The 13,464-nt window shown below is 75.9% G+C and carries 10 protein-coding genes; 6 read left to right on the top strand and 4 right to left on the bottom strand.

All coding sequences use genetic code 11. From position 1 onward, the window contains the following. Nucleotides 1-137: 137 nt before the first annotated feature. The 4 genes from ACH5AO_RS15025 to ACH5AO_RS15010 form a co-directional block, all read right to left on the bottom strand. Nucleotides 138-1,802, bottom strand: a complete 1,665-nt coding sequence (locus tag ACH5AO_RS15025; protein WP_398924673.1) for an alkaline phosphatase D family protein — start codon at nt 1,800-1,802, stop codon at nt 138-140. Between the two features lie 226 nt (nt 1,803-2,028). After that, nucleotides 2,029-2,790: a metallophosphoesterase gene (locus tag ACH5AO_RS15020; RefSeq protein WP_398924672.1), complete on the bottom strand. Its 762-nt coding sequence runs from the start codon at nt 2,788-2,790 to the stop codon at nt 2,029-2,031. Continuing rightward, nucleotides 2,787-3,074, bottom strand: coding sequence for a BON domain-containing protein (locus ACH5AO_RS15015; RefSeq protein ID WP_398924671.1), 288 nt, complete (start codon nt 3,072-3,074; stop codon nt 2,787-2,789). The genes ACH5AO_RS15020 and ACH5AO_RS15015 overlap by 4 nt, the downstream gene beginning before the upstream one ends. Nucleotides 3,075-3,096: 22 nt before the next feature. Next, nucleotides 3,097-3,786 carry a nucleotidyltransferase family protein gene (locus ACH5AO_RS15010; RefSeq protein WP_398924670.1) on the bottom strand — a complete coding sequence of 230 codons (690 nt, stop codon included), beginning with the start codon at nt 3,784-3,786 and terminating at the stop codon, nt 3,097-3,099. 238 nt (nt 3,787-4,024) lie between these two features. On the opposite strand from ACH5AO_RS15010, the gene ACH5AO_RS15005 reads away from it, so the two are divergent. From ACH5AO_RS15005 to ACH5AO_RS14980, 6 genes are all read left to right on the top strand, one after another. Further along, complete coding sequence (locus ACH5AO_RS15005) at nt 4,025-4,600, top strand: hypothetical protein (protein ID WP_398924669.1); 576 nt, start codon at nt 4,025-4,027, stop codon at nt 4,598-4,600. 24 nt (nt 4,601-4,624) lie between these two features. Continuing rightward, complete coding sequence (locus ACH5AO_RS15000) at nt 4,625-8,947, top strand: HAD-IC family P-type ATPase (protein WP_398924668.1); 4,323 nt, start codon at nt 4,625-4,627, stop codon at nt 8,945-8,947. A gap of 327 nt (nt 8,948-9,274) precedes the next feature. Further along, nucleotides 9,275-10,348 (top strand): zinc-binding dehydrogenase, encoded by a 1,074-nt coding sequence (locus ACH5AO_RS14995; RefSeq protein ID WP_398924728.1) that lies wholly within the window; start codon nt 9,275-9,277, stop codon nt 10,346-10,348. Nucleotides 10,349-10,454: 106 nt separating this feature from the next. Then, nucleotides 10,455-11,057, top strand: coding sequence for a hypothetical protein (locus ACH5AO_RS14990; RefSeq protein ID WP_398924667.1), 603 nt, complete (start codon nt 10,455-10,457; stop codon nt 11,055-11,057). 109 nt (nt 11,058-11,166) lie between these two features. Continuing rightward, nucleotides 11,167-12,897, top strand: a complete 1,731-nt coding sequence (locus ACH5AO_RS14985; RefSeq protein ID WP_398924666.1) for a SulP family inorganic anion transporter — start codon at nt 11,167-11,169, stop codon at nt 12,895-12,897. Then, nucleotides 12,894-13,319 (top strand): ATP-binding protein, encoded by a 426-nt coding sequence (locus tag ACH5AO_RS14980; RefSeq protein WP_398924665.1) that lies wholly within the window; start codon nt 12,894-12,896, stop codon nt 13,317-13,319. The genes ACH5AO_RS14985 and ACH5AO_RS14980 overlap by 4 nt, the downstream gene beginning before the upstream one ends. Nucleotides 13,320-13,464 lie beyond the last annotated feature (145 nt).

Genomic DNA, 13,464 nt, shown 5'->3' with positions numbered 1-13,464 from the left:
CAGTCCTTGCCCGTGGCGCCCGGCACGATGTCAGGACACGCCGGGGTTACCGCGTTCGTGGCACGTGCGGACGCCAAGTGCAGTACACGCGTACGGCTCCGGTCACCCGGACGGGTGGGGCCGGCGTCAGACCGGCGTCAGACCGGCGTCAGACCGGGCGAGCCCGCCTCGGTGACGAAGGAGGCGGCCGTGAAGACGGGGGCGCCGGGCGTCGTCACGGCCGGGACGATCCGGTAGTCGGCCCGGGCGTTCTCCCGGCCCAGCTCGACGCGCACGTAGCCGCGCCGGCCGTCGTAGAACCTCAGGTGGGGGTTGGCCCGCAGGTAGGTGTCCCGGTTGGCCGGGTGCTCCGCGCCGTCGCGGCCGCTGGAGACGGAGGTGCAGGTCAGTTCCGTGCCCAGGACGGCGGAGTCGGGGTCGTCGAAGTCGTCCTTGATGTCGAAGGCGTACGCGGCGTGGACGTCGCCGGTGAGGACCAGCCAGTTGGCGACACCGGCCGCCTTCGCGCCCGCGACCAGCCGGCCGCGACTGGCGCGGTAGCCGTCCCAGGCGTCCATGGAGACCCTCGCCTCGGCGTTCAGGTCCAATCGGCGCTGCGAGAAGCACACTTGTTGGGGCATCACGTTCCACAGCGCCGTCGACGTGCCCCATCCGTCGAGCAGCCAGCGCTCCTGGGCGTCCCCGGTGAGGGTGCGCGCCGGGTCGTCCGACTCGGGCCCGGGAACGTGCGGGGTGTCGCCGTAGGCCTGGTCGGAGCGGTACTGCCGGGTGTCGAGGACGTCGAACTGGGCGAGGCCGCCCCAGTGCAGCCGGCGGAACAGCCGGGCGTCGGGACCCTCGGGGAGCTGGTCGGCGCGCAGCGGCTGGTTCTCCCAGTAGGAGCGGTAGGCGGCGGCGCGGCGGGGCAGGAACAGCGCCGGGTCGCTGCCGTTCTCGTCGAGCGCGCCCGCGTAGTTGTTCTCGGTCTCGTGGTCGTCCCAGGTGACGACGAACGGGTGCGCGGCGTGCGCGGCCCGCAGGTCGGGGTCGCTCTTGTAGAGCGCGTAGCGCATCCGGTAGTCCGCCAGCGTCGTCGTCTCGCGGTTGAACACGGCCGGCAGCGTCACGTCGGTGTAGCGGCGGGCGCCGCCCGCGGAGTCGACGGCGTACTCGTACAGGTAGTCCCCGAGGTGGAACACCACGTCGACGTCCTCCTGCGCGAGGTGCCGGTGCGCCGTGTAGTAGCCGTCGTGGTACGCCTGGCAGGAGACCGCCGCCAGTCTCAGGCTCGCGGTGCCGGCGCCGGCCGGGGGAGCGGTGCGGGTGCGGCCGGTGGGGCTGATCCAGGTGCCCGTGCGGAACCGGTAGTAGTAGTGGCCGCCCGGTTCCAGGCCCTGCACGTCGACGCGCACGCTGTGCCCGTACTCGGGCAGGGCGAGGGTGGTGCCCTGCCGCACGACCAGCGTGAAGGACTCGTCGGCGGCGACCTCCCAGGAGACCTCCACCCGTTGCTGTCCGAGACCACCGTCCGGTGTGAAGGGGACCGGGGCCAGCCGGGTCCAGATGAGCACCGAGTCGGGCAGCGGGTCCCCTGAGGCGACACCGAGCGTGAACGGGTCCTCGGTGATCCGGGCCGCGTCGAGCCGGGGCGCGGCGAAGGCGCCGCGCGCGGGGAGGTTGGTGGTGAAGGCGAGGGCGGCGGCCGCGGCGGTGACGGTGAGGAAGCGGCGGCGGGCCGGATGCCGTGCGGCGGCGCGCAGTTCGGCGTCGTGCGGGGTGAGGGCGAGCGCGGACGACGGTCCGGTACGGCTCGACAGTGCCATCAGGTGTCCTCTCGTACGCGGGCAGGCAAGCGCGACCGTGACTCGGGCGTGTGCGCGGCGACGCGGGCCACGGGGCCCGGAGCCTGCATGCTAAGCAGGTAAAAGGAGCAAAAGGCGCGCGCCTTGCGGGGTGTTCACACGAGAGGCCCCGCACGGACCTGTTCCTGAGGCAGAGAGAAGCGCCGCCGGTGTGACCGGCGGCGCTGGTGCGGGGCAGGGCGGCGGGTTAGGCGGTCGCGGCTCCCGGGCCGGCGCCCACGCGGTCGCGCACTGGCAGGTGGTAGACGTGGAAGGCGCGGCCGATGACCGGCTGGGCGACGTTGCGCACCTTCACGCCCCCTGTCGTCATGCCGTGTTCGCTGCCGGCGTGCGCGTGCCCGTGCACGGCGAGGTCGGCGCCGGCCGTGTCGATCGCCTCGGCCAGCAGATAGCTGCCCAGGAACGGATAGATCTCCAGCGGCTCCCCGGCCAGGGTCTCCGGCACGGGGGAGTAGTGGGTGAGGGCGATGCGGGCGTCGCAGCCCTCCTCGTCCAGCTTCTCCAGCGAGGCCCGCAGGCCGTCGGCGCACCGGCGGGAGAGGCGCACGAACTCCTTCATCACCGGCTCGCCGAACTCCCCGGCGCTCGCCCCGACGAACCCGCCGCCGAACCCCTTGGTACCGGCCACCCCGACGCGCGCGTCACCGGCCCGCACGACCGCCGACTCCCCTTCCAGGACGTGGGCGCCGGCGTCCCGCAGGACGGCCGTGACCTCGTCCTGCCGGTCGTCGTGGTGGTCGTGGTTGCCGAGCACGGCGACCACGGGGACGCCCAGGCCCCGGATCTCGTCGGCCACCACGCGGGCCTCCTCGACGGTGCCGTGCCGGGTGAGGTCCCCGGCCAGCAGCAGGAGGTCGGCGCACTCGGGCAGGGTGTCGAACGCGGGGCGGAGCGTGCCCCGGGTGTCGGGGCCCATGTGGATGTCCCCGACGGCGGCGATCCGGATCATGACAGTTCCTCCGCGTGGTCGGGTGACGAGGTATCGCTGATCACGACGTCGCAGTGCACCTCGAGCCCGGCGAGCTCCTCCCGTACGGTGCTCAGGGCGTCCTCGCGGCACTGGGCGGAGGGGACGGTCCCGGTGACCAGTACGTCCTTGCCGCGGACCTCGACCCGCACGCCGAGTTCGCCGAGTTCGCCGGAGGCGAGCCGGTCCTGGAGGTGGGCGACGCGGTACTCCGGGCTCGCCGCCGCCGGTGTGCCGCCTGCGGAGCCGGCGTCGTGGGTGTCCATGAGCGTTCCCTTCCGCGGACGTTCAGATGACGTTCAGGCGTTCCAGGAGGAAGAAGAAGGCGGCCGGCATGGGCTCGTCCCCGCAGTCGCGCCGCACCTGTTCCCAGTCGACCTTCTCGCGCAGGGCGCGGGCGATGGGCAGGACGGCCCCGAAGTCGCAGTGGTGCTCCGAGAAGGCGGCCAGCAGGCCGGTCAGCAGATCGGTGGGCGCCAGGACCGGCATGCGCACCGATTCCACCGGGAGTTCCCGCGCCCGCCGGAGCATCTCGGTGGAGACGGGCCGGTGCGCCAGCTCGAAGATGAGGTCCACGTCCTGGCCGAAGCACGTGGCCTTGATCAGCCAGTCCTCGGGCGGGGTGTACACCGTCAGCCCGGCCTCGCGGAGCGTGGCGGCCGCCGACTCGGCGTCCTCGGGCCGGATGCAGAAGTCGACGTCGTGCTGGAGGTTCCCACTGCCGCCGTGGGCGTGCACGGCGACGCTGCCGGCCAGCGCGAACAGGTGCCCGCCCCGCTTGAGCACCGCGCCGACCTGCTTGGTCGCCTCCAGGATCGCCTGGTTGCGGTCGCGGGGCAGCTCCGGGTCGTCCTCCTGGACCCGTGCGCCGCCGCGCGCGGCGTGCGCCGGCACCGGCCCCGGGGCGTCCGTGGCCAGACGGAGCTCCCGGGTCCCCGGGGGCCGGGCGAGCGTGGCGTCCTCGCCGTTCTCCGTCATGACCACTCCCTTCGCCCACCGGGCGGTCCGCGCGGCCGCCGCGTGCCTGCACCTAGTACCCGGCGTGCCCGTTCCGACACGGGCGCGGGCGAAAGGCCCCGGACCGGACCGGGGCGCTGTGCGGCCCCTCGCCGTCACGGAGGTACAAGAAAGGCGCTTTGTCTGACAAAGGCCGAATATGGGGCAAAAGGCAGGGAAGGTGATGAGTGCCGTGAGGGACTCGCTCATGGAGGCCGGCATGGAACAGCACACGTCCCGTCCGTCTGATCTTCCGGGGCCCCTGCGGACCGTCGCCTCGGGCCTGCGGAACCTGCCGGGCGCGCGGCAGGTGGGAAGGGTGGCCGGTGGCGCCCTGGACGCGATCGGCGCGGTCTCCCCGCGCGGGCGCCGGATGGCCGTCTACGCCGGAGCCGGAGTGCTCGGGGCGGCCGGCGTCGTCGAGTGGCCGGTGGCCCTGACCGGCGCGGCCGTCGCCTGGCTCACCCGGCCGCGCCCCGCGCGGCGGCCCGACGGCGCACGGGGCGCGGAGTCACCGGAGGGCGCGGACGGACACCACGGGGAACCGGCCGGCAGCGGCACGTCGGACGACCGGCCGCCCACGGGCCCCGGCGACCGGCTCGCCCCCTCCCGCGACCGCGACCGCCGGGCACGGCCCCCCGTGCGCGAACAGCCCGCCAAGGTGGGCGACACCGCCACCGCCTCGGCCCTGAAACAGGTCGCCGGCGCCACCCTGCACCACGGCGAGCACCACACCCCCCGTCCGGACCCGGACGCCGCACCCAGGCCGTCGCGCGACGCCCGGCACACCGGCTGAGCCACGATCGACGGGACCCCACCGATGCTCACACGTCTCGACGTCGCCCCCCTCGCCGGGGCCGTGGCGGGAGCCGCCGCGGGCGCCGCCCGCGGCACCGCGCGGGGCATGACGTCCGTCCACGACACGACGCGCCGCCTCGGCCACGTCGCCCGCAACGCCCTCGGCGGCGGCCGGCACTGGCGGGCCGGACACCACGTCCACCTGGCCCTGCGGCACCCGGACGGCGCCACCGCCCCGCTCGCCCGCAGGGTCGCCGCCGAACTGCTCGACCACCCCGACGTGCTGACGGCGTACTGGGACGAGGGACTGTCCCGGCTCGTGGTGACCGCCGTGACGGACGCGGCCGGCGACCGGGTGACCGAGCGCGCCGTCGCGCTCGCCGCACGCCTCGGACTGACCGAGGACGCCGGCCCCGAGGAGGAGGACGACACGGCCCACCCCGGCGACCCCCGCGAGGTACGGGTCGCCGCCGCCGCGCTGCTGCTGGACGCCGCCGGCACGGCCGGCGCCCTGGCGGGCCGGGCGCTGGGCCTGCCCCGCAGCCCCAAGGCGGTCACCGCCGCCGTCACCCTGCTGCGCGAGAACCCCCGCTTCCGCGCCCTGCTGCGGCAGCGGTTCGGCCGCGGCGGCATGGAACTCCTCCTCGCCGCCGCCAACGCCGCCGCGCACGGCGCCGGACAGTCACCCGTGTCCCTGGTGCTCGACGGACTGGTGCGCACCGGCCAGCTGACCGAGGCGACGGCCCGGGCCGCCGCCTTCGAGGCCCTGCACGACGACGTCTGCCTCGAACGGCGCACCAGCGTCCCCTGCCCCGCCGGCACCCGCCCGCCCCTGCGGGTGACGCCCGCCCAGGCGTACGCGGCGCACGCCGGCACCGGCAGCGTCGCGGGCGCCGCCGCCACCCTCCTCGTCACCCACGACACCGGGGAGGCGGCCGAGGCCGTCCTCGCCGGATCCCCCAAGGCGGCGCGCTACGGCCCCGCCGCCTTCGACGCGTTCCTCGGCACCCACCTCGCCCGGTCCGGGGTCCTGGTCCGCAGCGCCGCCCGGCTGCGGCAGCTGGAGATCGCCGACTCCCTGGTCCTGCACGCCGACGCCCTGCGCGGCCGGGCACGGCCCGCCGACGGCGCGCCCGCGGTGTTCGAGGACCCCGTCGACCCCTGCGCCGAAGCGGTCCTCGACGCGGCCCGCCGGGCCGGGCTGCACGTCGTGGTCACCGGCGGCTCCGACCTGAAGGACATCACCCGTCTCGCCGACGAGGTCGCCCCCGCCGGCCTGCCGTTCGGCGACGTCGTACGGGCGCTGCAGAACGACGGGCACATCGTGGTGAGCGTCGCCCGCGTGGCCGCGCACGGCGGTGACGACGTGGCGGCCGGACTGCCCGCCGGCGACGTGGCGATCGCCCTCACGGACGCGCGCTCGGCGCTCGCCTGGGGCGCCGACGCGCTCGCCCCGAACGGACTGGCCGACGTCTGGCGCCTGCTGACGGCCGTCCCGGCGGCCCGCCGGGTCGGCCGCCGCTCGCAGACCCTGGCCCGGGCCGGCGCCGCCCTGTCCGGGCTGATGGTGGCCCGCGGCGGCACGCCCGGCGGCCGGCTGTGGCAGCGGCTCACCCGGCACGCCCCGGTGAACGTCGCGGCGGCGGGCGCCCTGCTCACCGGCTGGACGGAAGGCCTGCGCGTGGCCCGCGCCACGCCGCCCGAGCCCCGGCTGCACGTGCCCTGGCACGCCCTGGCACCGCACGAGGCACGCGAACTGCTGAGCGACACCCGCACCGACGCCGAACCCGGCGGACTCGCCCTGCTCGCCGAACGCTCCCGGCAGCGGGCCGCGCGGCTCACCCGCACACCGGCGGCCGCCCCCGCCCGCTGGACCTGGCAGGCGGCCGGCGCCGTCCGCCGTGAGCTCGACGACCCGCTCACGCCGGTCCTGGCCACCGGGGCGCTCGCCTCGGCGCTGCTCGGCTCGCTCGTCGACGCGCTGCTCGTCGTCGGGGCCATGGACATCAACGCGGTGGCGGGCGGACTCCAGCGGCTGCGCGCCGAACGGGCGCTGGCCCGGCTCGCCGCCCACCAGCGGCCCAAGGCCCGCCGGCAGGTCACCCGCGACCGCACGGTCACCGTCGACGCCGCCCGGCTGCGGCCGGGGGACCGGATCGGTCTCGGCGCCGGCGACGTCGTACCGGCGGACGCACGGCTGCTGGAGGCGGACGGGCTGGAGGTCGACGAGTCGTCGCTCACCGGCGAGTCGCTGCCCGTGACCAAGGACGTGGAGGCGACCCCCGGCGCCCCGGTCGCCCGGCGGACCTGCATGGTCTTCGAGGGCACCACCGTCGTGGCCGGCCGCGCCGACGCCCTCGTCGTGGACACCGGCGACCGCACCGAGGCGGGCCGCGCCGTCGCCCTGGCCGCCCGCGTCCCGCCGCCCGCCGGGGTCCAGGCCCGCCTGCAGGAACTGACCCGCAAGGCCCTCCCGGTGACCCTCACCGGCGGGGCACTGGTCACCGGCCTGTCCCTGCTGCGCGGCAGCCCCCTGCGGCGCGCCGTCAGCGGCGGCGTCGCCGTGGCCGTCGCCGCCGTCCCCGAAGGGCTGCCGCTGGTCGCGACCGTCGCCCAGATGGCCGCCGCCCGCAGGCTCTCCCGGCGGGGCGTGCTGGTCCGCACCCCGCGCACCCTGGAGGCGCTCGGCCGGGTCGACACCGTCTGCTTCGACAAGACCGGCACCCTCACCGAGAACCGGCTCCGCCTGGTCCGGGTCGCCACCGCCGACGGCACCGTCCTCGCCCCGGACGCCGAGGACGCCGTACCGGTCGTACGGCTCGCCGCGCGCGCCTGCCCGCAGGAGGAGACCGGAGAGGGGCGCCGGGTCGCCCACGCCACCGACGAGGCCGTCCTCGACGTCGCCCCGCCCGACACCGGCTGGACCGCCGACGGCGAACTGGCCTTCGAGGCCAGCCGCGGCTACGCGGCGGCCGTCGGCCGCGACGGCGACGCCGCGCTCCTCGTCGTCAAGGGCGCCCCCGAGACGGTCCTCCCCGCCTGCCGGGACCTCCCCGAGGAGACGGCCGGCACCGCCCACACCCTGGCGGGCCAGGGACTGCGCGTCCTCGCCGTCGCCCGGCGCCCGTGCCGGGGGACCGACGCGGACGCCGAACTCGACGCCGACCTCGCCGACCTGGAGTTCGCCGGACTGATCGCCCTCGCCGACGTACCGCGCGACACCTCGCGGGAACTGCTCGCCGCACTGCGCCGGACCGGCATCCTGCCCGTCATGCTCACCGGCGACCACCCGGAGACCGCCCGCGCCATCGCCCTGCAACTGGGCTGGCCCGAGGAGACGGAGGTGGTCACCGGGGACGACCTGGTCACCATGGGCCGCGCGGAGCGGGTGCGCGCGCTGCACGGCGCCGGAGTCGTCGCCCGCGTCGCCCCCGAGCAGAAACTGCACGTCGTGGAGGCCCTGCAACAGGCCGGCCGGGTGGTGGCGATGGCGGGCGACGGCGCCAACGACGCCGCCGCCATCCGCGCCGCCGACGTGGGCGTCGGCATCGAGGCCCGCGGCTCCGCCGCCGCCCGCAACGCCGCCGACCTGGTGCTCACCACCGGCGACCTGTCCGTCCTGGTGGACGCCGTCGGTGAGGGCCGCGCGCTGTGGCGCAGCGTCGCCGACGCGGTCAGCATCCTCATCGGCGGCAACGCGGGCGAGGTCGGCTTCAGCGTGCTGGGCACCCTGCTCGCCGGGTCCTCACCGCTGTCGACCCGTCAGCTGCTCCTGGTCAACCTGCTCACCGACATGTTCCCCGCCATGGCGGTGGCGGTGACCCCCAGCGACGACCCGTCGACGGCGGCGCACGCCGCGACCGGACCGATGGGCCTCGACGTTCTCGGCGCGCCCCTGCTGCGCTCCATCCGGCGCCGGGGCGTCACCACCTGCCTCGGCGCGGTCACCGCCTACCTGATCGGCCGCCTCACCCCCGGCACCGAACGCCGCTCCACCACGATGGCCCTGTGCGGGGTGGTCGGCGCCCAGCTGGCACAGACCCTCTCCGGGCGCCGCCACAGCCCCCTGGTGTGGGTGACGGCCCTGGGCTCCGCCGCCGTGCTCGCCGCCCTCGTCCAGACGCCGGGCGTCAGCCACTTCTTCGGCTGCGCCCCGCTCGGCCCCGTCGCCTGGGCGGGCGTCGCCCTGGCCATCGTCCTGTCGGCCCTCGCCCCGCGCCTGGAACGCCTGGAAGCGGTACGCCACCTGTACGACCTCGCCTCCCGCCTCGCCCCACTCCTGGGCGACTCCGCGAGGCGAACCCGCCACCTCCTGACCGACGGCATCGCCCGCCCGGTGGCCTGATCCCCGGGGACGTGAAGGGGGGATCAGGCCAAAGGGGCGCGGGGAACTGCGCGAACGGGGGTCTGGGGGCGGAGCCCCCAGGGACGGGACGGGAAGGGGCGGCGGGGGCGAGAAAAACCCGGCCACCCCGACGGCGCGAGAGGCGGAACCCCAAAGGAACGCCATCCGCCCGACAGGGGACCGCCCGCCCCGAGCGAATCCGCCACCCCGCGCCCAGACTGGAAGTGCGGGGCGCCCCGCCGCACCCACCCGGCACCCCGCCGACGCACGGGCAACCGCACCCGGCGCCGAAACCCGCCGCAGCAGCGAGAAGGGGTGAGGATCGGCATGAAGGGCTACGTCTTCCACGGCCCCGGACAGTCCGCCTGGGAGGAGGTCCCCGACCCGGCCGTCAAGGAACCCGGCGACGCCATCGTGCGCGTCGACGCCGTCACCGTCTGCGGCACGGACCTGCACATCCTCAAGGGCGACGTGCCCGAGGTCCGCCCGGGCACCGTCCTCGGCCACGAGGCGGTCGGCGAGATCGTCGAGACCGGCGGCGACGTCCGCACCGTACGCCCCGGGGACCGCGTCCTGGTCTCCTGCATCTCCGCCTGCGGGCGCTGCGCCTACTGCCGCGAGAGCGTGTACGGCCAGTGCCGGGGCGGCGGGGGCTGGGTCCTCGGGCACCTGATCGACGGCACCCAGGCCGAGTACGTACGCGTCCCCTACGCCGACCTGTCGGTGTACCCGCTGCCCGGCGCGGTGGCCAACGAGGACGCCGTGCTGCTGGCCGACATCTTCCCCACCGCCTACGAGGTGGGCGTGCTCAACGGGCGGGTCCGTCCCGGCGACACCGTCGTCGTGGTCGGCGCCGGACCCGTCGGGCTCGCCGCGATCGCCACCGCCCGGCTGTTCGGTCCCGAACGCGTCGTCGCCGTGGACGTGGCCGCCCCCCGGCTGCAGGCCGCGAAGGAGTTCGGCGCCGACGTCGTCGCCGACGCGGGTGAGGGCCCCGAACAACTCGTCGCGGACCTCACCGGCGACCTCGGCGCGGACGTGGTCATCGAGGCGGTGGGCGTCCCCGAGACCTTCGAACTGTGCGCCCGCATGGTGCGGCCCGGCGGGCACCTGGCCAACGTCGGCGTGCACGGCGCGCCCGCCACACTCCACCTCGAGGACCTGTGGAGCAAGAACATCACCGTCACCACCGGACTCGTGGACACCCGCTCCACCCCCACCCTGCTGCGGATGGCGGCCGCCGGCCGGCTGCCCACCCGCCGGCTGGTCACCCACACGTTCCCGCTCGACCACATGCAGGAGGCCTATGACGTCTTCGGCAACGCCGCCGAGACCGGGGCGCTCAAGGTCGTCCTCGGCGTTCCGCAGCACGAGGTGGTGCCCGTGCACCCGACGGTCTGACGGACGGACCGGAGGACCGGGCCGTTCGGCCCGTGCGGGAGCGGGGCGGCCGGGTCCACCCTGGAGTGAGGCGCCGTTCGTCACCCACGCGAGGAGGTGACCTCCGATGGCGAGGACGCAGGGTGCGGGACCCCGGAGGGTGCGGTTGTGGCGGTGGCGGAGGAACCCGCTGCGCCGCCGCAGCGATCTGGCCGAGGCCTGGCTGGGGCTGGCCGCGGTCGTCCTCGCCCTGCTGCTCGGGGCGCTCTGCGGCCTGACGGCGGCCGGGGCCGTGGACGGGTCGCTCGCCGAGCGCCGGGAGCGGGCCGTCCCCGTCCCCGCCGTACTGGCCGAGGACGCCGCCGGGCCGTCCGCGTCGGTGACGGAGAACGGGGGCGGGGACGGTGGCGTATGGGCCGAGGTGCGGTGGACCGCCCCCGACGGCACCGGCCGCACGGGCCGGGCCGAGGTCGACCCGGGAAGCCCGGCGGGCACCGGGGTCACCGTGTGGACGGACCCTGCGGGCCGGCAGGTCCCCGCACCGCCCGAGGGCGCGGAGGCGCGGTTCCAGACCGTCATGGCCGGGATCATGGTCGCCGTCGCCGCCGGGGGAGCGGTCCTGTTCGGCGGTTGGCTCGTTCGTGCCCGGCTGCGACTGCGGTGCCTGGACGCGTGGGAGACCGAGTGGCGCCGGGTCGAACCGTCGTGGCGCAGGCGCATGACGGGCTGAGGGCGCAGCGGCTCGGCAGGGGGACCCTCATTGACCTGCGGAATTGCCAAATTTAGCAATTGGCTACATGCTATATCCGTCATACAGTCGTATCCGAAGTCGAGGGTCCGTGTCCGTACCGCTGTCGCAGGCCGGAATCCGGTCCCGGATCACCTCGCTGCTGCCCACCCGCGCCGACGCGAACCAGGTGCGGCGCCATCCCCGCCGGGACCTGCTCGCCGGCCTGACCGTCGCGGTCGTCGCGCTGCCGCTCGCGCTCGGTTTCGGTGTCTCCTCCGGGCTCGGCGCCGAGGCGGGGCTGGCCACCGCCGTGGTCGCCGGGGCCCTGGCGGCCGTGTTCGGCGGCTCCAACCTCCAGGTGAGCGGGCCGACCGGGGCGATGACCGTGGTCCTGGTGCCCATCGTCGCCGACCACGGACCCGCGGGCGTGCTCACCGTCGGTCTGATGGCGGGCGTGATCCTGGTCGCGCTGGCGCTGCTGCGGGCCGGGGGAAGCATGCGGTACGTGCCCGCGCCGGTGGTGGAGGGCTTCACCCTCGGCATCGCGTGCGTGATCGGACTGCAGCAGATCCCGAACGCCCTCGGTGTGCCCGTGCCCGAGGGGGAGCGGGTCCTGGTGGTGGCCTGGCGGGCGGGCGGGGAGTTCGTCCGCGACCCCGGCTGGACGTCCCCGGCCCTGGCGCTCGCCGTGGCGGCCGTGATGCTGCTCGGGGCACGCTGGAAGCCGACCGTCCCCTTCTCCGTCCTGGCGGTGATCGCGGCCACCGTCGTGACGGAGGCGGCCGGCCTGGACGGGGCACGCCCGATCGGCGACCTGCCCCCGGGCCTGCCCGCACCCTCGCTCTCCTTCGTCGACACCGGCGCCCTGGGCAGCCTGCTCGCGCCCGCCCTGGCCGTGGCGGCGCTGGCCGCCCTGGAGTCGCTGCTGTCCGCCTCCGTCGCCGACGGCATGACCGTCGGACAGCGGCACGATTCCGACCGCGAACTGTTCGGCCAGGGCCTCGCCAACATCGCCGCCCCGCTGTTCGGCGGCGTCCCCGCGACCGGCGCCATCGCCCGCACCGCCGTCAACGTCCGCACCGGCGCGACCTCCCGGCTGGCCTCGCTGACGCACGCCGCCGTCCTCGCCGTGATCGTCTTCGCGGCCGCCCCGCTGGTGTCGCGGATCCCGCTCGCCGCCCTGGCCGGCGTGCTGCTGGCGACCGCCGTCCGCATGGTCGAGGCCGGTTCGCTGCGCGCGATGGCCCGCGCCACCCGCTCCGACGCGCTGATCCTCGTCCTGACCGCCGTCGCCACGCTCGCGCTCGACCTCGTCCAGGCGGTGATCATCGGCCTGGTCGTCGCCGGCGTCCTCGCGCTGGGCGCCGTCGCCCGGCAGGCCCGGCTCGCCCCACTGCCGCTCGACCGGGGCGACCACACGGACGAGGAGCACGAGCTGCTGGCCGAGCACATCGTCGCCTACCGCATCGACGGCCCCCTGTTCTTCGCCGCCGCCCACCGCTTCCTGCTGGAGCTGACCGAACTCGCCGACGTGCGCGTGGTCGTCCTGCGCATGTCCCATGTGAGCGTGGTCGACGCCACCGGGGCCCTGGTCCTCAAGGACGTGGTGACGAAGCTGAGGCGGCGCGGCATCGGCGTGATGGCGTCCGGCGTCCGCCCGGAGCACCGCCGGGCCCTCGACTCCGTGGGCGCGCTGGAACTGCTGCGGCACGAGGGCCGCGAGTACACCACGACCCCCGAGGCGATCCGCGCCGCCCGCGACCACCTGGAACGCGACGGTGTCCTGCGGGCGGCGGACTCCCCGGCCACGGTGCCCGCGCCCGCCCGGGAGACGCCGTGACGACCTCCGCGCCGCACACCCTGCCGCACCGCCATGTGCTCACCCTGCCCACCGGTCCCGGCGCCGTGCGCCTCGCCCGCGAGACGGCCGAGCGGGCCCTGGCGGAGTGGGGCGTCGGCGAGCACCACCCGGTGGTGGGCCCGGCCCTGCTGATCCTGAGCGAACTGGTGACCAACAGCGTCCGGCACGCGGCCGAGGTCTCCCCGCAGACGACGGTGGTCTACGCGGCGAGCGCCGACTGCCTGGTGTTCGCCGTGCACGACCGCCACCCCCACCGGCCGCGCCTGTCCGGGCCGGACGGCACCGGGACGGGCGGTCTGGCCATGGTCGTCGAACTGACCCACGGGCTGGGCGGCACCGCCGTGGTCCGGGGCGACGACGACGGCCGGGGAAAGAGCGTCTGGATCACGCTCCCCCTGTGAGCCCACCGTCCACGACCACCCGGCGGCGGGGATGTACCGAGTTGCTAATGTCGGAAAGCGTCGAGGCGGACGCCGACGAACAGACGAGGCGATGGACCGAGGACCGGCCGCCCGGGCCGCGCTGCCGCGCCGGAAAGGGGACGGC

The organism is Streptomyces sp. NPDC018964 (genome assembly GCF_044390325.1).
Lineage (GTDB): Bacteria > Actinomycetota > Actinomycetes > Streptomycetales > Streptomycetaceae > Streptomyces.
The sequence above is the reverse complement of the archived record's forward strand: the minus strand, read 5'-3'. Positions and strand labels throughout refer to the sequence as shown.